Origin of the sequence: Paraburkholderia sp. BR13444, assembly GCF_040948755.1 — a bacterium.
Classification (GTDB): Bacteria; Pseudomonadota; Gammaproteobacteria; order Burkholderiales; family Burkholderiaceae; genus Paraburkholderia; species Paraburkholderia youngii.
Window position 1 is genome coordinate 362904 of sequence record NZ_JBFPKM010000005.1, and the last position, 22176, is coordinate 385079.

General features: G+C 63.4%; 22 protein-coding genes. 17 read left to right on the plus strand and 5 right to left on the minus strand.

Annotated features, from left to right (window positions below):
- Positions 1–171: 171 nt before the first annotated feature.
- From AB3X95_RS17510 to AB3X95_RS17525, 4 genes are all read right to left on the minus strand, one after another.
- Entirely contained in the window at positions 172–939 is a 768-nt protein-coding gene (locus tag AB3X95_RS17510; RefSeq protein WP_176120752.1) for an inositol monophosphatase family protein, read from the minus strand.
- A gap of 256 nt (positions 940–1195) precedes the next feature.
- Positions 1196–1456 carry a hypothetical protein gene (locus tag AB3X95_RS17515; protein WP_176120753.1) on the minus strand — a complete coding sequence of 87 codons (261 nt, stop codon included), beginning with the start codon at positions 1454–1456 and terminating at the stop codon, positions 1196–1198.
- 135 nt (positions 1457–1591) lie between these two features.
- Positions 1592–1897: a formate/nitrite transporter family protein gene (locus tag AB3X95_RS17520; protein ID WP_368622024.1), complete on the minus strand. Its 306-nt coding sequence runs from the start codon at positions 1895–1897 to the stop codon at positions 1592–1594.
- Entirely contained in the window at positions 1782–2231 is a 450-nt protein-coding gene (locus AB3X95_RS17525; protein WP_309235102.1) for a formate/nitrite transporter family protein, read from the minus strand. Before AB3X95_RS17525 ends, AB3X95_RS17520 begins: the two co-directional genes overlap by 116 nt.
- A gap of 429 nt (positions 2232–2660) precedes the next feature.
- On the opposite strand from AB3X95_RS17525, the gene gltS reads away from it, so the two are divergent.
- The 9 genes from gltS (at position 2661) to phaC (ending at position 12473) form a co-directional block, all read left to right on the plus strand.
- Positions 2661–3863, plus strand: coding sequence for a sodium/glutamate symporter (gene gltS / locus AB3X95_RS17530; protein WP_368622025.1), 1203 nt, complete (start codon positions 2661–2663; stop codon positions 3861–3863).
- 15 nt (positions 3864–3878) lie between these two features.
- Positions 3879–4739 (plus strand): class I SAM-dependent methyltransferase, encoded by an 861-nt coding sequence (locus AB3X95_RS17535; protein ID WP_184229008.1) that lies wholly within the window; start codon positions 3879–3881, stop codon positions 4737–4739.
- Positions 4740–4822: 83 nt separating this feature from the next.
- Positions 4823–5287: a hypothetical protein gene (locus AB3X95_RS17540; RefSeq protein ID WP_176107707.1), complete on the plus strand. Its 465-nt coding sequence runs from the start codon at positions 4823–4825 to the stop codon at positions 5285–5287.
- A 125-nt stretch (positions 5288–5412) separates the two neighbouring features.
- Positions 5413–6417, plus strand: coding sequence for an AraC family transcriptional regulator (locus AB3X95_RS17545; RefSeq protein WP_176120756.1), 1005 nt, complete (start codon positions 5413–5415; stop codon positions 6415–6417).
- A gap of 212 nt (positions 6418–6629) precedes the next feature.
- Complete coding sequence (locus AB3X95_RS17550) at positions 6630–8432, plus strand: acyl-CoA dehydrogenase (RefSeq protein WP_368622026.1); 1803 nt, start codon at positions 6630–6632, stop codon at positions 8430–8432.
- Between the two features lie 69 nt (positions 8433–8501).
- The gene (locus AB3X95_RS17555; protein ID WP_176120758.1) at positions 8502–9251 is read left to right on the plus strand and encodes an electron transfer flavoprotein subunit beta/FixA family protein; all 750 of its coding nucleotides are present in this window, start codon (positions 8502–8504) and stop codon (positions 9249–9251) included.
- A gap of 22 nt (positions 9252–9273) precedes the next feature.
- On the plus strand, positions 9274–10221 hold the full coding sequence (locus tag AB3X95_RS17560) for an electron transfer flavoprotein subunit alpha/FixB family protein (RefSeq protein WP_368622115.1): 948 nt from the start codon (positions 9274–9276) through the stop codon (positions 10219–10221).
- Positions 10222–10245: 24 nt separating this feature from the next.
- The gene (locus AB3X95_RS17565; protein WP_368622027.1) at positions 10246–10716 is read left to right on the plus strand and encodes a MaoC family dehydratase; all 471 of its coding nucleotides are present in this window, start codon (positions 10246–10248) and stop codon (positions 10714–10716) included.
- A gap of 14 nt (positions 10717–10730) precedes the next feature.
- A complete protein-coding gene (gene phaC / locus AB3X95_RS17570) occupies positions 10731–12473 on the plus strand; it encodes a class I poly(R)-hydroxyalkanoic acid synthase (RefSeq protein ID WP_368622028.1) in 1743 nt (580 codons plus the stop codon).
- Between the two features lie 74 nt (positions 12474–12547).
- Here the strand turns inward: phaC and AB3X95_RS17575 are convergent, their stop codons facing one another.
- Positions 12548–13549: an AraC family transcriptional regulator gene (locus AB3X95_RS17575; protein ID WP_176107713.1), complete on the minus strand. Its 1002-nt coding sequence runs from the start codon at positions 13547–13549 to the stop codon at positions 12548–12550.
- A gap of 242 nt (positions 13550–13791) precedes the next feature.
- Between AB3X95_RS17575 and AB3X95_RS17580 the strand changes: the two genes are divergently transcribed.
- From AB3X95_RS17580 to AB3X95_RS17615, 8 genes are all read left to right on the plus strand, one after another.
- Positions 13792–14847, plus strand: a complete 1056-nt coding sequence (locus AB3X95_RS17580; protein WP_368622029.1) for a 3-keto-5-aminohexanoate cleavage protein — start codon at positions 13792–13794, stop codon at positions 14845–14847.
- Positions 14848–15001: 154 nt separating this feature from the next.
- Positions 15002–16324, plus strand: coding sequence for an MFS transporter (locus AB3X95_RS17585; RefSeq protein WP_368622030.1), 1323 nt, complete (start codon positions 15002–15004; stop codon positions 16322–16324).
- A gap of 106 nt (positions 16325–16430) precedes the next feature.
- Positions 16431–17411 carry a quinone oxidoreductase gene (locus tag AB3X95_RS17590; RefSeq protein WP_368622031.1) on the plus strand — a complete coding sequence of 327 codons (981 nt, stop codon included), beginning with the start codon at positions 16431–16433 and terminating at the stop codon, positions 17409–17411.
- A 10-nt stretch (positions 17412–17421) separates the two neighbouring features.
- Positions 17422–18270, plus strand: coding sequence for a TauD/TfdA family dioxygenase (locus tag AB3X95_RS17595; RefSeq protein WP_176366635.1), 849 nt, complete (start codon positions 17422–17424; stop codon positions 18268–18270).
- An 18-nt stretch (positions 18271–18288) separates the two neighbouring features.
- Positions 18289–18855 (plus strand): RBBP9/YdeN family alpha/beta hydrolase, encoded by a 567-nt coding sequence (locus tag AB3X95_RS17600; protein WP_368622032.1) that lies wholly within the window; start codon positions 18289–18291, stop codon positions 18853–18855.
- A 32-nt stretch (positions 18856–18887) separates the two neighbouring features.
- Positions 18888–19265, plus strand: coding sequence for a Rieske (2Fe-2S) protein (locus tag AB3X95_RS17605; RefSeq protein WP_368622116.1), 378 nt, complete (start codon positions 18888–18890; stop codon positions 19263–19265).
- On the plus strand, positions 19253–20878 hold the full coding sequence (locus AB3X95_RS17610) for a 3-(methylthio)propionyl-CoA ligase (protein ID WP_368622033.1): 1626 nt from the start codon (positions 19253–19255) through the stop codon (positions 20876–20878). The genes AB3X95_RS17605 and AB3X95_RS17610 overlap by 13 nt, the downstream gene beginning before the upstream one ends.
- Positions 20879–21016: 138 nt before the next feature.
- Positions 21017–22162 (plus strand): porin, encoded by a 1146-nt coding sequence (locus AB3X95_RS17615; protein ID WP_176120767.1) that lies wholly within the window; start codon positions 21017–21019, stop codon positions 22160–22162.
- The last annotated feature ends 14 nt before the right edge of the window (positions 22163–22176 follow it).

Consider the following 22176-nt stretch of genomic DNA (forward strand, 5'->3'; position numbering starts at 1 on the left):
AAGTGGGGTCGGCCACGCCAGGCGTCGAGGCGGTTTCGCGGAGTCGAACGACGCTCAATTGACAGACAGCTCTTGAGGCCCTTGCTCTCTGTTTTCAGTGTCAGTGTGCAGGTGTCCGACGTGGACACCTTGCATCTGACTGATATCCGTTGAGTAGCGCCGGTGACGCGATTACGGTTTTCCGAGGACTCTAAGCGCCTCGGTGTGCAACCCGGGAGTCGCAGCCGCGACGACCGTACCATCGAAACGTTCAGTGATTGGATGACCCGACCAGGTAGTAACGATGCCACCCGCGCCCCGAACGACAGGCACTAGCGCCATCACATCGTAAATTTCCAGGTCTGCTTCCACAACGAGGTCAATGTAACCAGAGGCTAGCAAGGCGTAACCGTAACAGTCGGTTCCGAACCGGGAGATTGCGACAGAACCCGACAGCGTTGAAAAGGCCCGTGACGCTTCACCGATAAATATCTGTGGGTCCGTTGTGCAGAGTCGGGCATCGCGCAATCGCGTGCATGAACTGACTTTGCACGGAGTGCCATTGAGAACGGTGCTATTGCCGTAGCCTATCCAGCGCTCACGCAGTGCTGGGACTTCAATCAGGCCGTAGGCAGGAAGTCGACTTTCGAGTACCGCGACGAGCGTCCCGAACAGCGGAAGACCCGATACGAAGCTCTTCGTGCCGTCGATGGGGTCAATCACCCAGGTTGTTCCGTCTCCAGTCTCGCCGCCTTCCTCTTCGCCCAAAAGGTGGTGCGATGGATGCCGCGACAAGATGAGTTCACGAAGCCGTCGTTCTATCTCGCGGTCCGCGATTGTGACGGGAGTCGCGTCGGACTTCGTTGTAACGTCGAACCTCGTTCTGAAGTGCTTCAACGCGAGGATTCGCGCTTCGTCGCCGAGCGAGTCCAGAAACCTGCAGGTATCCGTCGGTGTCATGTTGCTACCTCCTGATGCCGTCAGTGCTTCCGCACCGTTGCAACCCGCTGTACCGGTCCGGCGGGCAAGTCCTGAGTGTCCTCTCGTGGCGCCGACCCTGCCACGGGAAACCGGAACGTTGGCTGTCGCACAAACTAGCTTGCGGAATATCTGCAACGTCACCTGACTGAGCTACAAGATCGCGAACGCGAAACCGAACCATGTTCCTCTGGCTAGGCCGGCAAACGCAATCTCCATGGGCAAAATCAGGCAACCGTCACTGCTTCATCTCGCCGGTCGCGTTAGAGCCGGACGCGCCTTGGGGCGACATGCCACTTTCGCGTTTTTGCATCAATGTGCCACTCGCCGGTTTGCTGGTACCGGCGTCCGCAGCACGGCTCATGCTCTGCCCAGCGGTCCCCGGCTGCGCGCTGTGAGCATCCTGCTTCGGCTGCACGCTGCCGGTATTGGTTTGCGCAAACGCGTAAGCGCTGGCAATCAATGAAATTACGCTCACTCCTGCCACTATCAGCTTCATGACGATCTCCAGTTTGGGAAGCGCTCCGGGAACTACATACCCATCCGCGTAGCACGGCTCGTGCCGTCAAGTAGCATCGTTGGCGGGGCCTGGATCATGTCGGCTCGGGTCGTGATGCGCCGCGCGTGGCCGAGATCAGCCGTCGCGGCCTGTCATCTCGGGTGCGATCGACGCATGGTTCAGCAGCCCGACGAGCGCGACGCCACCGACCACGTTACCTGGCAGCGTCGGCGCGAAAAATCGCAGTAGATAGTCCTGCACGGCGGCATGGCTGCGCAGCACCGCGTACGCCGCTTCCACTGAGCCAGCAATCACGTGCGCCAGATCACACTCTGCAACAACATACGTGAGGACCGCGACCATCAGCACGGCGGCGGATCTCGCGCTCCGCAGCAGCCAGACCATCAGCGCGATTAGCCAGCCCGCGAGAACCGCCTTCATGGTCGTGGAAGCAAAGGTCGAGCCGCGGGGCTTGCGACAACTGATCGAGAACCGGCGCAAGCTTCTGCCCGAACGACGTCGGCATCGTAAGGATTCCGGCGAAGATCCATGTTCCGGCCAGATTCGCGGCCAGTACGATCACCCATAGCCGCAGCGCGATAGCGGCAACCGGCAGACTGCGCCTCGTCAGGACCGGCAGCAGCACGGTCAACGTGCTTTCGGTGAATAGTTGCTGGCGCCCGAGCACGACGATGATGAAGCCGACGCAATAGCCTGCGGCGCCAGTCAGCGAGATGCCGCCGTGACCGGAAGACGACGTCTTGCTTTCGAGCACCGCCAGGGCTTGCCCAAAGCAGGCGGGAAGCGTTGTAACAGGCTAGAGGTCTGCAGACCAACGTTGCGCATGTGCGAGCAGGCGCCTGCAGGAGGCGGTTCGCGAAGAGGATCATCTCATTGCGGGATTGCCGACCGCGTCTGTGCGTAGGGGGTTTACTCGTAGTGCCGATCGGCACTTATGCCATGCACGCAGCCGGCGGAGCCCTGCATGCGGGTGTTCTGGAGGTTTTGCCACGCTCGGTTCCCGGTGCCAAAACCCACTCTCAGACCTCGCCGGATCCGGGAGCGTAGACAGCGCGGATAGAGGTTCGGTTCATTTCTCCGTTGTGGCGCGACGTCATCGGCCGATTGCATTGCGTCAAGGAAAATCATACTTAGCCTGGACGGATTGGCTAAGATGTCGCAGGTTCGCGCTCGGAGGCCATTCATGACTGTCGGCGTATATGCCACGCTGGTCGCGACGTCGCTCGTGCTGCTCCTCGGCGAAAAGCTCGTGCAATGGATCGGCGTGCTCCGAACCTATTCGATTCCGGCGCCGGTGGCAGGCGGGCTCATCGTCGCGATCTGCGTGCTGATCACACGCATCACCACGCAAGCGCAGGTCAGGTTCGATTCGACGCTGCAGGCGCCGCTGATGCTCGCGTTCTTCTCGACGATCGGCCTGAATGCGCATCTGTCGAATCTGAAGGCGGGCGGGCCGGTGTTGATCCGCTTTCTCGCGCTGGTCAGCGGGCTGCTGATCCTGCAGAACGTGATCGGCATCCTGCTCGCGTTCGCGCTCGGCGTCGATCCGCTGCTCGGCATTCTCGGCGGCTCCGTCACGATGTCGGGCGGGCACGGCACCGGCGCCGCGTGGAGCCAGGTCTTCACCGAACGTCACGGGCTGGAGTCGGCGACAGAAATCGCGATCGGCTGTGCGACCTTTGGCCTCGTGATGGGCGGCGTGCTCGGCGGTCCGGTCGCGCGTCTGCTGATGCGGCGGATCAGCGCCGACGAATTGCTGCGCGTCCAGCAGCTAGCGGACGAAACGCTGGTCTTCGAAGAACCGAAGGCGGAGCAGGCGACCACGCCCGCCGCGATCATCACGACGCTCGCGCTGATCTCGATCTGCCTCGCGGGTGGCGAAGTGTTTGCCGACTGGATCGCAGACACCGTGTTCGAATTGCCGACGTTCGTCTGCACGCTGTTCATCGGCGTGATCCTGAACAACGTGCTCGCGCTCATGCGTGTGCGGATCGACCAGCACGCGGTCGCGCTGGTCGGCAACGTCGCGCTCGCGCTCTTTCTCGCGATGGCGCTAATGCGCCTCGACCTATGGGAGCTTGCCGCGCTCGCGTTGCCGATCATCTCGATCCTCGCTGCGCAGACGCTGCTGATGGCGCTCTATGCGATCTTCATCACGTTTCCCGCGATGGGCCGCAACTACGACGCGGTCGTGTTGTGCGCGGCGCAATGCGGGCTCGGACTTGGCGCGACGCCGACCGCGATCGCGAACATGCAGGCGATCACGAACCGCTTCGGCCATTCCCATATCGCGTTCCTGATCGTGCCGATGACGGGCGCGTTTTTCATGGACATCGTCAACGCGATCGTGATCAAACTGTTTCTCACGCTGCCGTTTTTCCATTGAGCCCAGGCGAATACCATGAGCAACCAACCACACATCGCACCCGACAGCACCGCCGCGCGCGTCGCGCTATGGCGTGCGCTGCACGTGCAGGCCGACGCGCCGCCGCACGTGCTCGAAGACGAAGTCGGCTTGCAATTGCTGGCTCCCGCCGAGGATTGGCGCAGCCGCGGCGACATGGACCCGCGGTTCACGCGGCCGTTTCGTGCGTCGATCGTCGCGCGCGCACGCTTTATCGAGGATCTGGTCGTCGAGCAGGCCGGCCGCGGTGTGGATCAATACGTGATCCTCGGCGCCGGTCTCGACAGCTTCGCGCAACGCCGGCCCGACATCGCGTCGCGGCTCACCGTGTTCGAAGTCGATCCGCCGGGACCGCAAACGTGGAAGCGTGAGCGGCTCAGCGAATTGGGTTACGGCCTGCCGGACTGGCTGCGTTTCGTGCCGGTCGACTTCGAAGCGGGCGATAGCTGGCGGCAGCGTCTCGTCGCCGAAGGCTTCGACGAAAGCAGGCCGGCCGTCGTGGTGTCGACCGGTGTCAGCATGTATCTGACCACAGAAGCGAATGCGGCGACGCTGCGCGAAGCGGCCGGGCTCGCGCGCGGCTCGACGTTCGCGATGACGTTCCTGTTGCCGCTGGAGATGGCGGACCCGGATGTGCGCCCCGGACTCGAAATGGCGGAGAAGGGCGCGCGTGCGAGCGGTACACCGTTCATCAGCTTCTTCATGCCGCAGCAGATGATCGCCATGGCGCGTGAAGCGGGCTTTGACGACGCGCGGCATGTGTCCGCGGCCGATCTGACGCAGCGCTACTTCGCGGTTCGCACGGATGGACTGCGCCCGCCGGCCAATGCGGAGGAACTGCTGGTGGCGAATACTTAGCGGCCGTTGCGGTGGGTTGAATGCGCGATCGCGGTCCTCACGCGGCTATAATCGCGCTCGAACATGGCCTTCGAAGTCTACTCATGAAAAAGATCGCAGCCTTCGCACTCGTCGCATGCGCACTCGCCGCCTGCTCGTCGTCCCCGGAAAAGCAGGCGCAGCGCGCCCAGCAGGAAATCCTTCATAGCGAGCCGAACCTCCGCGCCGCGCAACGCGACGCGGTGATCGACTGCACGCCGGCGAACTGCGATGCCGCGTGGGCGGCGACGAAACGCTATATCGAGCAGCATTCCGACACGCACGTGATCCGCGCGGACGCGGTCGCGATCGATACCGACGTGCCCGACGATTCGGGCAAGGCCGCTTTCTCAGCGACCCGCGCGAACAAGAGCACGGGCGGCGCGACGCTGTCGCTGTTTGCGCAGTGCCGCGGCATGTATGGGCCCGACAGCGCGAAGGGCGACGACTATGACGAGTGCGCCGAGAAGATCCTGAAGACTCAGAACGGCTACGTGCCGTATCTGCGCTCGCACGCATCGGCGCAATAGCCGACCAGCTATCGGAACCGCGGGGCCCCGAACGCGGCACTCGCGTAGCAGCGATTCGCCGAACCCTCGCCACGATGCGGCGGTAGGCGCTATGCTGATGCGTCTTCGCCTCGCGGAACCCCGTCATGCAAGCTCCTGGCGCCACCGTACCGATCTCGCTCGTCAATGGGTTCCTCGGCAGCGTCGGTACGCGGCCGGATATCGTCGACCGGCACCTGTCCGGCGCGAACATCCCGCGCGCGCTGCTGGACCAGCCTGGCGCGCGCGTCACCGAGGAACAGTTCTCGACGCTCTACCGCTCGCTCGCAATCGAACTCGACGATGAGATGCCCGGCATTTTCTCGCGCCCGCTGCGCAGCGGCGCGCTCAAGTTTCTGTGTCTGAGCCTGCTGGATGCGCCGAATCTCGAAACCGCGATGCATCGGTTTGGCCAGTTCTTCCATCTGGTGCTCGACGACTTCCGTTTCGAGTCGCGCCGCGGCGACCTCGTTGCGACGCTGGCCTTGCATCCGGGAAGCACGGGAGCGCAACCGAGCACGCTGGGCCAGGAGCTGATGCTGAAGCTCGCGCATGGGATCGCGTCCTGGCTGATCGGCCAGCGCATTGCGTTGCTCCAGGTGCAGTTCGCCTTTCCCCGTCCTGCTCACGCGCTCGAGTATCTCTATCTGTTTCCCGGACCGGCGAAGTTCGACTGCAATCAGACCTCGATGCAGTTCAGCAGTAGCTATTTCGACCTGCCCGTGCGCCAGCGCAAGGCGAACCTGCGCAGGTTTCTCGCTCGTGCGCCGGAAGACTGGATCTTCGTGTCGTTCAACGAGCAGCTGTTCAGTCATCGCGTGCGGGAACATCTCGCGTCCCGGTTGCCCGACGTCCCATCCATCGAAGAGGCGGCGGAAGGCCTGCACTGTTCGGTCAGAACGCTGTGCCGTCATCTTGCCGCCGAGGGCACGGCGTTCCAGGTGCTCAAGGACGAACTGCGCCGCGACATCGCGATCCAGCGCCTGACCGGCACGCACGAGCCCATCGCCATCATCGCCGGCGACGTCGGCTTCGGCGACCCCACCGCATTCCACAGGGCCTTCCGTCACTGGACCGGCAGCACCCCGGCGGCCTATCGCCGGGGTGGCTGATCTCGTCATATCATTGCGTCGATAGCACCCGCCGACGCACTTCCCACGGGGCGCTTACTTCCTCCGACGTGGCCAGAGATGTCAATAGATCGTCCAGTTTGGACAACCGGGCAGGGCCTCTCCGACGCTACGATTCAGCCACACGTTACCCCGGCCGCATTGGTGCCAGACGGGTGACTTTCCCTACGGACTATCTGATCGGAAGAATGGTAATGAGCTACGTCGCGCCTCTCAAAGACATGCTGTTTGCAATCACGGAACTGGCCGGAATCGACCAACTGGCGGGCTTGCCCGGCTGCGAGGACGCGAGCGCCGATACCGCTCGCGCGGTGCTCGAAGAGGCCGCGCGCCTGCACGAAGGCGTGCTCGCGCCGCTGAACGTGGACGGCGACCGCAACCCGAGCACCTGGAAGGACGGTGCGGTGACCGCCACGGCCGGTTTCAAGGACGCGTTTCGTCAATTCACCGAAGGCGGCTGGCAGGGTTTGCAACATCCGTCTGAATACGGCGGCCAGGATCTGCCGAAGCTGCTGTCGACGCCCTGCATCGAAATGCTCAACGCCGCCAACCTGTCGCTGGGGCTGTGCCCGCTCTTGACCGACGGCGCCATCGAAGCGCTGCTGACGGCGGGTAGCGAAGAACTGAAGCAGCGCTACGTGCCGAAGATGATTTCCGGCGAGTGGACCGGCACGATGAACCTGACCGAGCCGCAGGCGGGCTCCGACCTGTCGCTGGTGCGCACCCGCGCCGAGCCGCAGGGCGACGGCTCGTACCGGATCTTCGGCACGAAGATTTTCATCACATGGGGCGAGCACGATATGACGGAAAACATCGTGCATCTGGTGCTCGCACGTACGCCGAACGCACCGGAAGGTGTGAAAGGCATTTCGCTGTTCGTCGTGCCGAAGTTCCTCGTCAACGAAGACGGCTCGCTCGGCGAGCGCAACGACGTGCATTGCGTGTCGATCGAACACAAGCTCGGCATCAAGGCGAGCCCGACGGCAGTGCTGCAGTTCGGCGATCACGGCGGCGCGATCGGGCAGCTCGTCGGCGAGGAGAACCGCGGTCTGGAGTACATGTTCATCATGATGAATGCCGCGCGCTTCGCGGTGGGCGTGCAGGGCGTGGCGATCTCGGATCGCGCGTACCAGCAGGCCGTCGCGTATGCGAAGGAGCGCGTGCAGAGCCGTCCGGTGGATGGCTCCGCGAAGCAGTCGGTCGCGATCATCCAGCACCCGGACGTGCGTCGCATGCTGTCGACGATGCGCGCACTGACCGAAGGCGCACGCGCGCTGGCCTATGTGTCGGCGTCGCATTGCGATCTCGCGCATTGTCATCCGGACGGCGCGACGCGTGCGAATCATCAGGCGATCTATGAATACCTGGTGCCGATCGTGAAGGGCTGGAGCACGGAGATGTCGCTCGAGGTGACGAGCCTCGGCGTGCAGGTGCATGGCGGCATGGGCTTCATCGAGGAAACCGGCGCCGCGCAGTACTACCGCGACGCGCGCATTCTGCCGATCTACGAAGGCACGACGGCGATCCAGGCGAACGACCTCGTCGGCCGCAAGACGATGCGCGACAACGGCGAGGTGGCCGGGATGCTGCTCGCGCAGATCGACGCGACGCTGGACGCGGTGCAAGAGCACCCCTCGTATGGTTCGAACGCGGCTTTCCAGGCGATGCACCGTCATCTGTCCGCCGGCCGCGACGCGTTGCACAGCGCGGTGCGTTACGTGGTGGAGAACGTCAAGAGCGATCCGAATGCGGTGTTCGCGGGCAGTGTCTCTTATCTGATGCTTGCGGGCGTCGTGCTCGCGGGTTGGCAAGTCGCCCGCTCGCTGGTGCTCGCTGCCGACAAGCGCGATGAAGACCCGGGCTTCTACGACGCGAAGATCGCGACCGCGCACACCTACGCGACGCAGATATTGCCCCGTGCGATCGCGCTCGAAGCGACGATCCGCGGTGCTCGCGATGGCGAAGGCGCGCTGGCGCTGCGCGAAGACCAGTTCTGATCGATCAACGGACGTAATGTCATTCAAAACGATAGGGCCCGGCCCTATCGGTGTGGGAAGGAGGGAGTTGTGAGAGTTCTTGTAGCAGTCAAGCGAGTGGTCGACTACAACGTGAAGGTCCGCGCGAAGTCGGACGGCACGGGCGTCGATATCGCGAACGTGAAAATGTCGATGAATCCATTCGACGAAATCGCGGTTGAAGAAGCCGTGCGGCTGAAGGAAGCGGGCGTCGCGACCGAAGTGATCGCCGTGTCGGCCGGTGTGACGCAGTCGCAGGAAACGCTGCGCACCGCGCTTGCAATCGGCGCGGACCGCGCGATCCTGATCGAATCGAACGAAGACCTGCAGCCGCTGGCCGTTGCCAAGCTGCTCAAGGCGCTGGTCGACAAGGAGCAGCCTTCGCTCGTCATTCTGGGCAAGCAGGCGATCGACGACGACTCCAACCAGACCGGCCAGATGCTCGCCGCGCTGGCGAACCTGCCGCAGGCGACGTTCGCGTCGAAGGTGGTCGTGGCGGATGGCAAGGCAACGGTATCGCGTGAAGTGGATGGCGGCGCGGAAACGCTGTCGCTGACGCTGCCGGCCGTGGTCACGACCGATCTGCGCCTGAACGAGCCGCGCTACGTGACGCTGCCGAACATCATGAAGGCCAAGAAAAAGCCGCTGGAAACGGTGAAGCCCGAAGACCTCGGCGTCGATGTCACGCCGCGTCTGAAGACGCTGAAAGTCGCCGAGCCTCCGAAGCGCTCCGCCGGTGTGAAGGTGCCGGACGTGAAGACGCTGGTCGAGAAGCTGAAGACCGAAGCCAAGGTGCTGTGAGGAGACGCAAGAAATGACGAATCTGGTTAACCTGGTAGTAGCAGAACACGACAATGCATCGATCAAGGCCGCGACGCTGAATACGATCGCAGCGGCACAGAAGATCGGCGGTGAGATTCACGTGCTGGTCGCGGGGCATAACGCGCAGGCTGCGGCCGATGCGGCAGCGAAGATTGCGGGCGTGAGCAGGGTGCTGCTCGCCGACGCGCCGCAGCTGGCCGAAGGGCTCGCGGAAAACGTCGAAGCGACGGTGTTGAAGCTGGTACAAGATGCGGCGAAGAACTACTCGCACATCCTCGCGCCGGCGACCGCTTACGGCAAGAACATCGCCCCGCGAATCGCCGCGAAGCTCGACGTCGCGCAGATCAGCGACATCACCGCGGTGGACAGCGCCGACACGTTCGAGCGTCCTATTTATGCGGGCAACGCGATCGCAACGGTTCAGTCTCAGGACCCGATCAAGGTCATCACCGTGCGCTCGACCGGTTTCGACGCCGTCGCAGCCGAAGGCGGCAGCGCAGCGGTCGAAAAGATCGAAGCCGCAGCCGACGCAGGCATCTCGCAGTTCGTGAGCCGCGAAGTGACGAAGCTCGATCGCCCGGAACTGACGAGCGCGAAGATCATCGTGTCGGGTGGCCGGGGTCTGGGCAATGGCGAGAACTACACGAAGGTGCTCGAGCCGCTGGCCGACAAGCTCGGCGCGGCGCTGGGCGCATCGCGCGCAGCCGTCGACGCGGGCTTCGTGCCGAACGACTATCAGGTCGGCCAGACCGGCAAGATCGTCGCGCCGCAACTGTACGTCGCGGTCGGCATCTCGGGCGCGATCCAGCATCTGGCCGGCATGAAGGACTCGAAGGTCATCGTCGCGATCAACAAGGACGAAGAAGCGCCGATCTTCAGCGTGGCCGACTACGGCCTCGTCGGCGATCTGTTCACCATCGTGCCGGAACTCGAGCAGGCGCTCGGCTAAGCGCCCCCAGCAAGCGGAATAACTATGAACGAGCTTAACGGATACGATTTCGAAGACCTGCAACCGGGTATGAGTGCCCGGTTCGCCAAGACCATCACGGAGGCGGACATTCTGTTCTTCGCGAGCGCGTCGGGAGACATGAACGCGGTTCACATCAACGAGCAGTTTGCGCAAACCACACCCTTCAAGGGGCGCATCGCTCACGGCATGCTGACTGCCAGCATCATCTCCGCGGCGCTCGCGGGGCAACTGCCCGGCCCGGGCACGATCTACCTCGGTCAGAACCTGCGCTTCAAGGCGCCGGTCCGGCCCGGCGACACCGTGCAGGCCGAAGTGACCGTCAAGGAACTGATTCACGACAAGCGCCGCGTGGTGCTGTCCACCGTTTGCACGGTCGGCGGCAAGGTGGTGGTCGAAGGCGACGCCACGGTGATGCCGACAAGCTGCCGCGACCGTGTCGTCGAGGACGCGGCTTGCGCCGTCAGCGAAGCATGACAGCGAGCCCCGCCATGAGAATGCCATTCAGCATGCCACAAGAGTTTTCTACGGGCTGGGTCAAGGCCGGCTTCGATTTCTGGCGGTTTTCGCCGCTCAAGGATGAATTCGATGTGTCGGTGCATGACATCGACGGCTCGGACTTCGATTTCGACGGGCCGTTCGCGCGAGGCTCCGTGACCCACACGAGCGCCCACTACCTGCAACAGCAGGCGCAACTGTGGAGCGATGCCGTCGGCGGATTGATCGGCGGGCGCACGGAGTTGAAGGCGGTCGCCGAGCCCGAGCAGGGAGACCGGCGCTTTCACGCCGACGACTGGTCCAGCAACGGCTGGTACAGCCTTCTGAAACAGAGCTATCTGATCAACGCCAGGGCGCTCGCGGACTTCGTCGAGGCAAGTGCGCTCGACGAAAAGGGCAAGCACAAGCTGCGCTTTTTCATGCGCCAGTTCATCGACTTCGCCAGCCCCGCGAATTTCCTCGCGACGAATCCCGAGGTCCTCCGGGAGGCAGTGGAATCGGGCGGCTCGAGCCTGCTGTCGGGCGTCACGCATCTGCTCGACGATCTGGGCAGCGGCTCGATTTCGATCACCGACCGAAGCGCGTTCGAAGTGGGCCGTAGCGTCGCCACGTCCAGTGGTGCGGTGGTTTATGAAAACGATCTGTTTCAGCTGATCCAGTACGATCCGCTGACTTCGAAGGTCGCCGCGCGGCCGCTCGTGATCGTTCCGCCGTGCATCAACAAGTTCTACATTCTGGATCTGCAGCCCGAGAATTCGTTTGTGCGCTTCGCCTGCGAGCAGGGCCTGACGGTGTTCGTCGTGTCGTGGCGCAACCCGCAGCAGGACATGGCGCAGACCACGTGGGACGCCTACCTCGAGGACGGCGTGATGCAGGCGCTCAAGGTGGCGCGTGAGATTAGCCGAGCCGACCAGGTCAATGCATTGGGCTGGTGCGTGGGCGGCACGATGCTGTCGTCGGCGCTGGCGGTCACGCGTGCGAACGGCGACGACCCGGTGGCGAGCCTGACACTGTTGACGGCACTGCTCGACTTCACCGATCCGGGCGATCTCGGCGTGTTCATCGACGAGCAGGGCGTGGCGATGCGCGAGCATACGATCGGCCGCGGCGGCCTTTATCCGGGCCGCGAACTCGGCTTCGTATTTCAGGCGCTGCGTGCCAACGATCTGATCTGGCCGTACGTCGTGAACAACTACCTGAAAGGCAAAACCCCAGCCGCGTTCGATCTGCTGTACTGGAACGCGGACACGACCAATCTGCCCGGTCCGATGTACAGCTTCTATCTGCGCAACATGTACCTCGAAAACAGTCTGCGCGTGCCGAACAAACTGACGTTCTGCAACACGCCGGTGGATCTTGGCAACGTCGATATCCCAAGCTATCTGATGGCGGCCGAGGAAGATCACATCGTGCCGTGGCGATCCGCCTATCAGTCGACGCAGCTACTGGGTGGTCAAACCGAGTTCGTGCTCGGGGCGAGCGGCCATATCGCGGGTGTGATCAATCCGGCGTCGAAGAACAAGCGCAGCTACCGGACCAACGATACCTGCAACGAGAACGCCGACGAGTGGCTCGCGACGTCGGTTCAGCAGCGCGGCAGCTGGTGGAATCACTGGATCGAATGGGTCAAGCAGCATTCCGGAGAGCAGGTCGAAGCGCGCACCAAGCTCGGCAATAGGAAGTACAAGGCTATCGAGAGCGCACCGGGCCGCTACGTGAAGCTTCGCGCCGCATGAGCCGGATCGCGATAGCGTGTGCGGCAACGACGGAGTGTGATGTTCAGTGCATCGCACTCCGTTTTTTTTCGTCGTCACTTCGCATGGCTCGCGCGCCAGTCGCGCGGCGTCATGTGGAAGCGCGACACGAACCAGTTCGTGAACGATCCCTGTTGCGCGTAGCCGAGCAGCGCCGAGACGCGTCCGATGGGGTAGGTGGGATTGCTCATGTAGCGCACCGCGAGTTCGCCGCGGACTTCCTCGACCTGATCCGAAAAGCTGGTGCCGGCCGAACTAAGCTGCCGTTGCATGGTGCGCACGCTCAGATGCAAATAACGTGCAACCAGCTCGGCGTTCGCCTGCTCGAGCGGCAGCAGCAGGTAGATCGCCTTGCGCACTTCCAGCGCGGCCGATTCCGCTGCGCTCGCGTTCTTGGGCGAGGCGAGGCTTTCCGCATAGCGCACGAGTTCAGGATCGGCCAGCGGATTCGGGTAGTCGAGATCGGCGCTCGCGCAGACGAAGCCGTTGAAGTCGCTGCCGAACTGCAGCGGACAACCGAAGAAGCGCCGATGAAACGTCAGGTCCGCGGGTGCGGCGTGTGTGAAATGGAGCTCTCGCGGTTTCCAGAACTTGCCGAGCAGAGCGCTGGAGTGCCGCGCGAGGACGCCGAGTGCCAGTTCGATCGCCTGCTTCGTTGGGGTACCCGGTGCGACGACGAGTTCCTCCCGAATGGTGACCGTTTTGTCCGCGTCCTCGACGTACACCGCCAGCGCTTCGTTGAGCAGATGACGGTATTCGGCCGCGGCCAGCAAGACTTCGCGCAGCGTGCGCTTGTGTGCGAGCAGGACATTGATCACGCCGCTGCCGAAGGTCTGCCGCGTTTCCGCCATTTGCAGCGCGAGGGTCGGGCACGACGCCTTTTCGGCCGTCATTTCGAGCAGCCGGCAACAGGCGGTGGCCGATACGCGATCGTCCGGATTCGCGAGCGCGCCGGCATCGATGCCGGCCTGTTTCGCGAGCTCGACCGGGTTCAGTCCGAGCCGTCGCGCCACCTCGAAATAACCGCTCATGGCTACCGACGTCACCATCGTTTCCATCGTAGTTTCTCCGGACGATTCAAACGCTGAGTCTTTTTCTAGTCATTAAACGCTTGCTTCGCGCAATTATTGGTGTTAACGCGCAGTGGCACGAATCGCTAAAAGGATGGCGTCCAATCATAAAAGTGTAGCGCTTGATTCCCGTATCGTGTGCACATGTCGTTCGATGTGTTCCAGCAGATTTTCATGCGACCTCGCGATAGCGGAACACAGTCACTTCACAACTGGATGGAGGCAATCAAATGCAATTTCTCGACGATTCGCTGCACCCTGAGAATCAGGACAAGGTAGTCATCACCACCGCCCCTTACGGCCCGGAATGGATGCCCGCGGACTTCCCGGAAGACATCCCCGTGACGATGGACCAGCAGATCCAGAAGGCCGTCGATTGCTACAACGCCGGCGCCACGGTACTGCACCTGCACGTGCGCGAACTGGACGGCAAGGGCTCGAAGCGCCTGTCGAAGTTCAATGAGCTGATCGCGGGTGTGCGCGCCGCTGTGCCCGACATGATCATTCAGGTCGGCGGCTCGATCTCGTTCGCGCCGGAAGACGACGGACAGGCCGCGAAGTGGCTGTCCGACGATACGCGCCATATGCTGGCCGAGCTCGATCCGAAGCCCGATCAGGTGACGGTCGCGATCAATACCACGCAGATGAACATCATGGAGTTGCTCTATCCCGAGTATCTGGCGGGCACCTCGCTTTCCAACCCCGCGTTCATGGCCGCCTACAGCGAAATGACGGTTCCGGCCGGTCCCGCATGGGTCGAGGAGCATCTGCGCCGCCTGCAGGCTTCGGGCATCCAGCCGCACTTTCAGCTCACCGGCATTCACGCGCTCGAAACGCTCGAGCGCCTCGTGCGCAAGGGCGTCTACAAGGGCCCGCTGAACCTGACGTGGATCGGCATCGGTGGCGGCTTCGACGGCCCGAATCCGTTCAACTTCTTCAACTTCGTGCATCGCGCGCCGGATGGCTGCACGGTCACCGCCGAGTCGCTGCTGAAGAACGTGCTGCCGTTCAACATGATGGCGATGTCGATGGGCCTGCATCCGCGCTGCGGCATCGAGGACACGATCATCGATCAGCACGGTAAGCGCTTCACGTCGGTGCAGCAGATCGAGCAGTGCGTGCGCGTCGCGCGCGAACTGGGCCGCGAAATCGCCACTGGTAAAGAAGCGCGCGAGATCTATCGTATTGGTGTGCAGTACGAGACGGTCGAAGAAACGCTCAGCGCCAACGGGATGGCGCCGAACCGCCAGGCCGGCGTCAGGAACCTGCCGCTTCGCGCGGCGTGAATGCCGGAAGTCCGGGCCGACGCGTTGGCCGAGGCCGGGCTTCATGGGTAACGCTCCCGCTGCATCGCGGGAGCAGATAGCTGAATCCATAACAGGTCGTCGGCCCAGGCGGGCAAGGCGGCCGCCACGGAGTCAGCGTGGAAGGAGACTAAACATGCTTGTTCAGCATGCAGCGCCCACGGCGGGCGAAGTTTCGGCAGCAAAGACGGATGTGCGCGCTTATGCGTGGGTGGTGTTTGCGTTGACGGTCGGATTGCTGCTTTCCGACTATATGTCGCGGCAGGTGTTGAATGCCGTGTTTCCGCCGCTCAAAGCGGCATGGAATTTGTCCGATGCGCAGCTGGGTTCGCTCAGCAGCGTGGTCGCGCTGATGGTCGGTGTGCTCACGTTCCCGCTGTCGGTGCTGGCCGACCGCTGGGGCCGCGTGAAGAGCATCGTGCTGATGGCGGCGATGTGGAGTCTCGCGACGGTGGGCTGCGCGATCTCGGCCAACTATGGGCAGTTGCTGCTGGCGCGGGCCTTCGTCGGGATCGGCGAAGCGGCTTATGGCAGTGTCGGTATCGCAGTTGTCCTGAGCATCTTCCCGGTGCGGCTGCGCTCCACGCTGACCGGCACCTTCATGGCGGGCGGCGCGTTCGGCTCGGTGCTGGGCATGGCGCTCGGCGGCGCGGTGGCGGCTCACCTCGGCTGGCGCTCCGCATTCGGCGCGATGGCCGCGATGGGGATTGTGCTGGTCGTGATCTACCGCCTCGTCGTCACCGAAAAGCGTCTTACGCCGCTGCAGCCGGCGAGCGTGACGAAGCAGACGCAAACGCGCGGCATGCGCATGAGCCTGCGCGAGCTGATGAAGGGCTTGTTTTCGACGAAGTCCGTGGTGTGCGCCTATGTGGGCAGCGGTCTGCATCTGATGGTTCCCGCCGCCGTGTGGGCGTGGATGCCGAGCTTCCTGAATCGCTACTACGGCATGGCCACCGGCAAGGCTGCGATGTGCGCGGCGGTGTTCGTGCTGGTGACCGGGGTGGGCATGGTGGTGTGCGGAAACCTCGCCGACCGGCTCAGCAAGAACGTGCGGGAACGCAAGTGGAGCGCTGCGATCGCCTTCTGCCTCGCCTGTTTCGTCCTGCTCGCGATCGGCTTCCAGATGCCGGCGGGGCCGTGGCAACTGGTCGTGATCGGCGTCGGCATGTTCTTCTGCGCCGGTGCGAGCGGCCCGTCGGGTGCGATGGTGGCGAACCTGACGCCGCCGACCATTCACGCCTCGGCGTTTGCGACGCTGACGCTCGCGAACAACCTGCTGGGCCTCGCGCCGGCGGCTGTTTTGACGGGAATCATCGCCGACCGGATCGGTCTGCTGGGCGCGTTGCAACTGGTGCCGTTCGCACCGCTCGTCGCAGCCGCCGCATTCATGATCGGCAAACGGAACTACTCCGGCGATCTCGATCGGCTCAACACGCTGCGCGAGCAAGCCGCACGCTGACATCGGATGGTGCCGCGCGGACGGCGCGGACAACAGAACCTGTAAGGCGCCTCGGGCGCAACGGACTCTGCGAAGTGCAGATCAAGTAAAGAATTGGAGAGTCAACATGGCAAAGGCAGTGCGCTTTCATGAAACCGGTGGTCCCGAGGTCCTGCGCTACGAGGACGTCGAAGTGGGCAACCCGGGTCCCGGTCAGGTTCGCCTGCGCCATCAGGCCGTGGGACTCAATTTCGCCGACACCTACTTCCGCAGTGGCCTGTATCCGGTGCCGCTGCCCGCCGGGATGGGCGTGGAGGCCGCGGGCGTGGTCGAGGCCGTTGGCCCCGATGTCACGAACGTCGCGGTGGGTGACCGTGTGACCTATACGGGCTTCATCAACACGCTCGGCGCGTACAGCACGGAACGCCTGATTCCGGCCGCGCCGCTGATCCGGCTGCCCGATGCGATCGACTGCGAAACGGCTGCCGGCATGACCATGCGCGGCCTGACCGCCGCGTACCTGATGCGCCGCATTCACGACTTCAAGGTCGGCGACACGATCCTTCTGCATGCCGCCGCCGGCGGTGTCGGCCTGATCGTTTCGCAGTGGGCGAAGCTGCTGGGTCTCACCGTGATCGGCACGGTGTCGAGCGAGGCCAAGGGCGAGGTGGCCCGTGCGCACGGCTGCGATCACATCATCAACTACAGCCGCGAAGATGTCGCGAAGCGCGTACGCGAACTGACCGATGGCGTCGGCGTGAATGTCGTGTTCGACAGCGTCGGCAAGGACACCTTCGAGGCTTCGCTCGACTCGCTGAAGCGTCGCGGTCTGCTGGTTTGCGTCGGCACGGCCTCCGGCCCGATCCCGCCGTTCAATCCGCAGTTGCTGGCAATGAAAGGCTCGCTGTATCTGACTCGCCCGGCGCTGGCTGACTACATCGCCGATCCGGCCGAGAAGGACGAGCTGGCCTGCGAAATCTTCGGGCTCATCGCGTCGGGACGCATCAAGATCGAGTTGAATCAGCGCTATGCGCTCGAGGACGCGGCGCAAGCGCATCGTGATCTGGAATCGCGCAAGACGACGGGTTCGTCGGTCTTCGTTATCTAAGGAGCTAGCCATGCGAGTCGAACAACTTACGTACTCGATCGGCGCCGAGCTGACCGGGGTGAATCTTGCCCACGCCATCTACGACGATGGCCTGTTTGCCCAGATCCGCTCCGCGCTGCTGAAGCATCGGGTGCTGTTCCTGCGCGACCAGGACATCACGCGCGCCGAACACGTGGCGTTCGCGCGCCGCTTCGGCGAACTGGAAGACCATCCGGTCGCGGGCAGCGATCCGGAAAATCCGGGCCTCGTGCGTATCTACAAGACCCCGGACCAGCCCAACGACCGTTACGAAAACGCTTGGCATGCCGATGCCACGTGGCGCGAAAAGCCGCAGTTCGGTGCGGTGCTGCGTTGCGTGGAATGTCCGCCCGTCGGCGGCGACACGATGTGGGCGAACATGGTCCTCGCCTACGAAAATCTGCCGGCGTACGTGAAGGCGCAGATTGCGGACCTGCGCGCGCGCCACAGCATCGAGGCGAGCTTCGGTGCCGCGATGCCGATCGAAAAGCGTCTGGCGCTGAAGGCGCAGTTTCCGGACGCGGAGCATCCGGTCGTGCGCACGCATCCGGAAACGGAAGAGAAGGTGCTGTTCGTGAGCGCTTTCACGAGCCATTTCACGAACTTTCATACGCCGGAGCGGGTGCGCTTCGGTCAGGACGCGAATCCCGGCGCGGGCGATCTGCTGCGCTATCTGATCAGCCAGGCGTACATCCCCGAGTACCAGGTGCGCTGGCGCTGGCAGAAGAACAGCATCGCGATCTGGGACAACCGCAGCACGCAGCACTATGCGGTGATGGATTACCCGCCGTGTCATCGCAAGATGGAACGCGCCGGCATCATCGGCGACAAGCCGTACTGAACCAGCAAGTAGCTTCCCATGAATTACGAATTGAAACCGACCATTCTGATGGTCCCGGGTTTGCGCGACCACGTCGCCGAGCATTGGCAAACCCTGTTGCAGCAACGGCTGCCGAAAGCGCTGTCGGTGCCGCCGCTCGAGCACGACAGGCTCAGTTGCGAGGCACGGGTCGCGGCGCTCGATGCCGCGCTCGCGAGAATCGACGGCCCGGTCATTCTGGTCGCGCATAGCGCGGGCGTGATGATCACCGTGCAGTGGGCGGCGCGGCACAAGCGCGAGATTCACGGCGCGCTGCTCGCGGCGCCCGCGGACCTCGAGACGCCGATGCCGGCGGGCTATCCGGAGCTGGATACGCTCCAGCAGAACGGCTGGCTGCCGATTCCGCGCAAGCGTCTGCCGTTTCCGAGCATCGTCGGCGCGAGCCGCAACGATCCGCTCGCACGGTTCGAGCGGGTGCAGGACATGGCGCAGGACTGGGGCAGCCGCTTCGTCGATCTCGGCGAAGTCGGGCACCTCAATCCCGCTTCGGGCTTTGGCGAATGGCCGATGGCGGAGACATTGATTCGCCGCCTGGTGCTGATGTGACGCGGCCCGCGCCGGATCAGCAGGAGCCTGAAATGTCGCGTCGGATCGTGGTGGGGGTCGCCGGCGAACTCGCACCGGGCCAGCGCAAGCTGGCCTTCATCGATGGCCGCAGCATCGTGCTGTTCAACATCGCAGGCACGCTTCACGCCATCGACAACACCTGTCCGCACAACGGGGCCGCGCTTTCGAGCGGCCAGCTGGAGGGTTGCATGTTGCGCTGTCCGGCGCACGGTCTGCGCTTCGACGTGCGCACGGGCTGCATGGCGGGAGCAGGCGGATTGAGTGTGACGACCTTCCCGGTCGAAATAATGAATTCAAAGGTGGTGGTGAGTCTCGACGAGCCGAACGCGACGCCCTCGCATGAGCGAGACGCCACAACCAATCAGGAGACGGAAAGATGCAAGGCTTGATGATGCAGCAGTCGCTGCTGGTGTCCGCGCTGCTCACGCACGCGGAGCGCCATCACGGCGAACAGGAAATCGTGTCGCGACGCGTGGAAGGAGACGTCCATCGTTATTCGTATCGGCACCTCGCCCAGCGCGCGCGCCGCATGGCCAACGCACTGGCAACGCTCGGCGTCGGCCAGGGCGAGCGCGTCGCGACGCTCGCGTGGAACGGCTATCGCCACATGGAGCTGTACTTCGCGGTGTCGGGCTCCGGGTCGGTGCTGCATACGCTGAACCCGCGACTGCACGTCGATCAGCTCGAATACATCATCGAGCATGCGCAAGATCGTGTGGTGTTCTTCGACCTGACGTTTCTGCCGCTGATCGAGAGCGTCGCGCCCCGGGTGAAGAGCCCGAAGGTATTCGTGGCGTTGACCGATCGCGCGCACATGCCGAAAGCGAACGAGCTGGACGGCATGCTGATGTGCTACGAAGATCTGCTGGAGCTGCACGACGACGTCTTCGAATGGCCGCTGCTCGACGAAAACAGCGCGTCGTCGCTGTGCTACACGTCGGGCACCACCGGCAATCCGAAGGGCGTGCTGTACAGCCATCGCTCTACCGTGCTGCACACCTACGCGGCAGCGCTGCCCGATGCGCTGAACTGTTCCGCGCGCGACGTGATTCTGCCGGTCGTACCGATGTTCCATGTGAACGCGTGGGGACTGCCCTACATCGCCTGCATGGTCGGCGCGAAGCTGGTGTTTCCGGGGCCCGCGCTCGACGGCAAGTCGCTCTATGAACTGATCGAGACGGAACACGTGACGCTGTCGGCCGGTGTGCCGACCGTGTGGCAGGGACTGCTCACGCATGTCGATGCGATGGGCGGCACCTTCTCGTCGATGCGGCGCACGGTGATCGGCGGCGCGCCGTGTCCAACCGCGATGACCGAGGCGTTCCAGAAGCGCCATCGGGTCGAGGTGCTGCACGCGTGGGGCATGACCGAATTGAGCCCGATCGGCACGGTCTGCAGCTTCAAGGCGCATCAGCAGTCGCTGCCGATGGACGAGCAATACCGGGTGCAGGCGAAGCAGGGACGTGCGCTGTTCGGCATCGACATGCGGATCGTCGGCTCGCACGGCAATGAATTGCCGTGGGACGGCGAGAGCGCTGGCGATCTGCAGGTACGCGGCCACTGGGTCACGCAACAGTACTTCGGCGCCGACGTCGAGTCGCCGCTGTGCGACGGCTGGTTTCCGACTGGCGACATCGCGACGATCGATCGGCACGGCTTCATGCAGATCACCGATCGCAGCAAGGACGTGATCAAGTCGGGCGGCGAATGGATCAGTTCGGCGGCCATCGAAAACGTCGCGTATCTGCATCCAGAAGTCTCGACTGCAGTGTGTATCGCCGCGCGGCATCCGAAGTGGGACGAACGGCCGCTGCTGCTGGTCGTGAAAAAGCCGGGCAGCGAGCTGGCCGGCGACGAACTGCTGTCCTTCTTCAACGGCCGGGTCGCGCGCTGGTGGACCCCCGATGCCGTGGTGTTCGTCGACACGGTGCCTATCGGCGCAACCGGCAAGGTGCTGAAGAACCAGTTACGCGATCAGTACGGGAACTACTACCTGCCCTGACGGACGGCTTGCGCAGCGACGCAGTTCGATTCACGCAACAACGCGGCCGGGCACGCCCGGCGCACACAAAATCACCAATCGATTGAAGCGACCGCAGCATGGGCTTTGGCGCCACCGCCGGTACGCGAAGGAGACACAATGAAGTTAAAGACAAGCAGCGCTATCGTGTTGGCCATTTTCGCCACCGCAGCTCATGCGCAGTCGTCAGTGACGCTCTATGGCGTGATCGATACGGGTTTCCTGTATCAGAGCACTTCGGCGGCCACCTTCCTGCCGCACGCGCCGAACACGGGCAAGATTTATCAGCTGAAGGACGGCGGTATCTATGCGAGCTTCTGGGGTTTGAAAGGCAGCGAAGACATCGGCGGCGGCTACAAGGTCAATTTCAAGCTGCAGGGCGTATTCAACTCCACGAACGGCAAGTTCGGCCTGTCCGATACGCCGGGCACCACCGCGATCTTCAACCAGTTCGCGACGATCGGCGTGTCCGGACCCTTCGGTACCTTCGACGCCGGCCGGCAGATCATTCCGATGATCTACGCGATGGCGGAAACCGACGTGCGCGGCGCGCAGTATTTCGGCAGTATTCTGACCGCGTGGCTGGGCATCAATCAGGCGGCCGGCTGGCCGGGTACGAGCACGAACGCGCCGATCGGCGCGCTGTACGACAGCAACGCGCTCGTCTATAACTCGCCGAAATTCCACGGCGCGTCACTTGCGCTCGAGTACGCACCGGGCGGCGTCGCCGGTCATTTCCAGGGCGGCACGCGCGAGTCGGCCGTGGCCAGGTATTCGAACTATGGTTTGAATCTGTCCGCGGTGTATTACAACGGCCACGATACCAACCCGTTCCCGATCACGTACCCGGCGGCACCCGCCATCCCTGCGACCGGGCTGGCGAACAACCGTTTCTACTATTTCGGTGCGATGTACACGATCGCCGGATTTTCGGTGTCGGCCTCGTATGGCGCCGGCAAGAACCCGGCGCACAGCAACACCGCGGACTTCGAAATGATTTCGGGGGGACTTGGCTACCAGTTCAATCCGCGTTTCAAGGTCACGTCCGGGTACTACTACCTGAAAGACAAGAACAACTCGGCGAACCATTCGAGCGAATTCGCGGTGGGCGCGGAATACAACCTGTCCCAGCGCACCAAGGCTTACGCGCAGGTGGGTTATGTGGCCAACAAGGGGACCATGAACCAGACCATCATCTATGGCGCCCCGGTTGCGCCCGGCGTGTCCACCACGGCGGCCATGGTCGGCATCCGCCATAACTTCTGATTACGTCACCTATA

Bases quoted from the DNA above. Each gene is read 5' to 3' on its own strand.
- AB3X95_RS17510 (WP_176120752.1), bottom strand. From the start codon at position 939: ATGACACCGACGGATACCTGCAGGTTTCTGGACTCGCTCGGCGACGAA.
- AB3X95_RS17515 (WP_176120753.1), bottom strand. From the start codon at position 1,456: ATGAAGCTGATAGTGGCAGGAGTGAGCGTAATTTCATTGATTGCCAGC.
- AB3X95_RS17520 (WP_368622024.1), bottom strand. From the start codon at position 1,897: ATGAAGGCGGTTCTCGCGGGCTGGCTAATCGCGCTGATGGTCTGGCTG.
- gltS (WP_368622025.1), top strand. From the start codon at position 2,661: ATGACTGTCGGCGTATATGCCACGCTGGTCGCGACGTCGCTCGTGCTG.
- AB3X95_RS17535 (WP_184229008.1), top strand. From the start codon at position 3,879: ATGAGCAACCAACCACACATCGCACCCGACAGCACCGCCGCGCGCGTC.
- AB3X95_RS17540 (WP_176107707.1), top strand. From the start codon at position 4,823: ATGAAAAAGATCGCAGCCTTCGCACTCGTCGCATGCGCACTCGCCGCC.
- AB3X95_RS17545 (WP_176120756.1), top strand. From the start codon at position 5,413: ATGCAAGCTCCTGGCGCCACCGTACCGATCTCGCTCGTCAATGGGTTC.
- AB3X95_RS17550 (WP_368622026.1), top strand. From the start codon at position 6,630: ATGAGCTACGTCGCGCCTCTCAAAGACATGCTGTTTGCAATCACGGAA.
- AB3X95_RS17565 (WP_368622027.1), top strand. From the start codon at position 10,246: ATGAACGAGCTTAACGGATACGATTTCGAAGACCTGCAACCGGGTATG.
- phaC (WP_368622028.1), top strand. From the start codon at position 10,731: ATGAGAATGCCATTCAGCATGCCACAAGAGTTTTCTACGGGCTGGGTC.
- AB3X95_RS17575 (WP_176107713.1), bottom strand. From the start codon at position 13,549: ATGGAAACGATGGTGACGTCGGTAGCCATGAGCGGTTATTTCGAGGTG.
- AB3X95_RS17580 (WP_368622029.1), top strand. From the start codon at position 13,792: ATGCAATTTCTCGACGATTCGCTGCACCCTGAGAATCAGGACAAGGTA.
- AB3X95_RS17585 (WP_368622030.1), top strand. From the start codon at position 15,002: ATGCTTGTTCAGCATGCAGCGCCCACGGCGGGCGAAGTTTCGGCAGCA.
- AB3X95_RS17590 (WP_368622031.1), top strand. From the start codon at position 16,431: ATGGCAAAGGCAGTGCGCTTTCATGAAACCGGTGGTCCCGAGGTCCTG.
- AB3X95_RS17595 (WP_176366635.1), top strand. From the start codon at position 17,422: ATGCGAGTCGAACAACTTACGTACTCGATCGGCGCCGAGCTGACCGGG.
- AB3X95_RS17600 (WP_368622032.1), top strand. From the start codon at position 18,289: ATGAATTACGAATTGAAACCGACCATTCTGATGGTCCCGGGTTTGCGC.
- AB3X95_RS17605 (WP_368622116.1), top strand. From the start codon at position 18,888: ATGTCGCGTCGGATCGTGGTGGGGGTCGCCGGCGAACTCGCACCGGGC.
- AB3X95_RS17610 (WP_368622033.1), top strand. From the start codon at position 19,253: ATGCAAGGCTTGATGATGCAGCAGTCGCTGCTGGTGTCCGCGCTGCTC.
- AB3X95_RS17615 (WP_176120767.1), top strand. From the start codon at position 21,017: ATGAAGTTAAAGACAAGCAGCGCTATCGTGTTGGCCATTTTCGCCACC.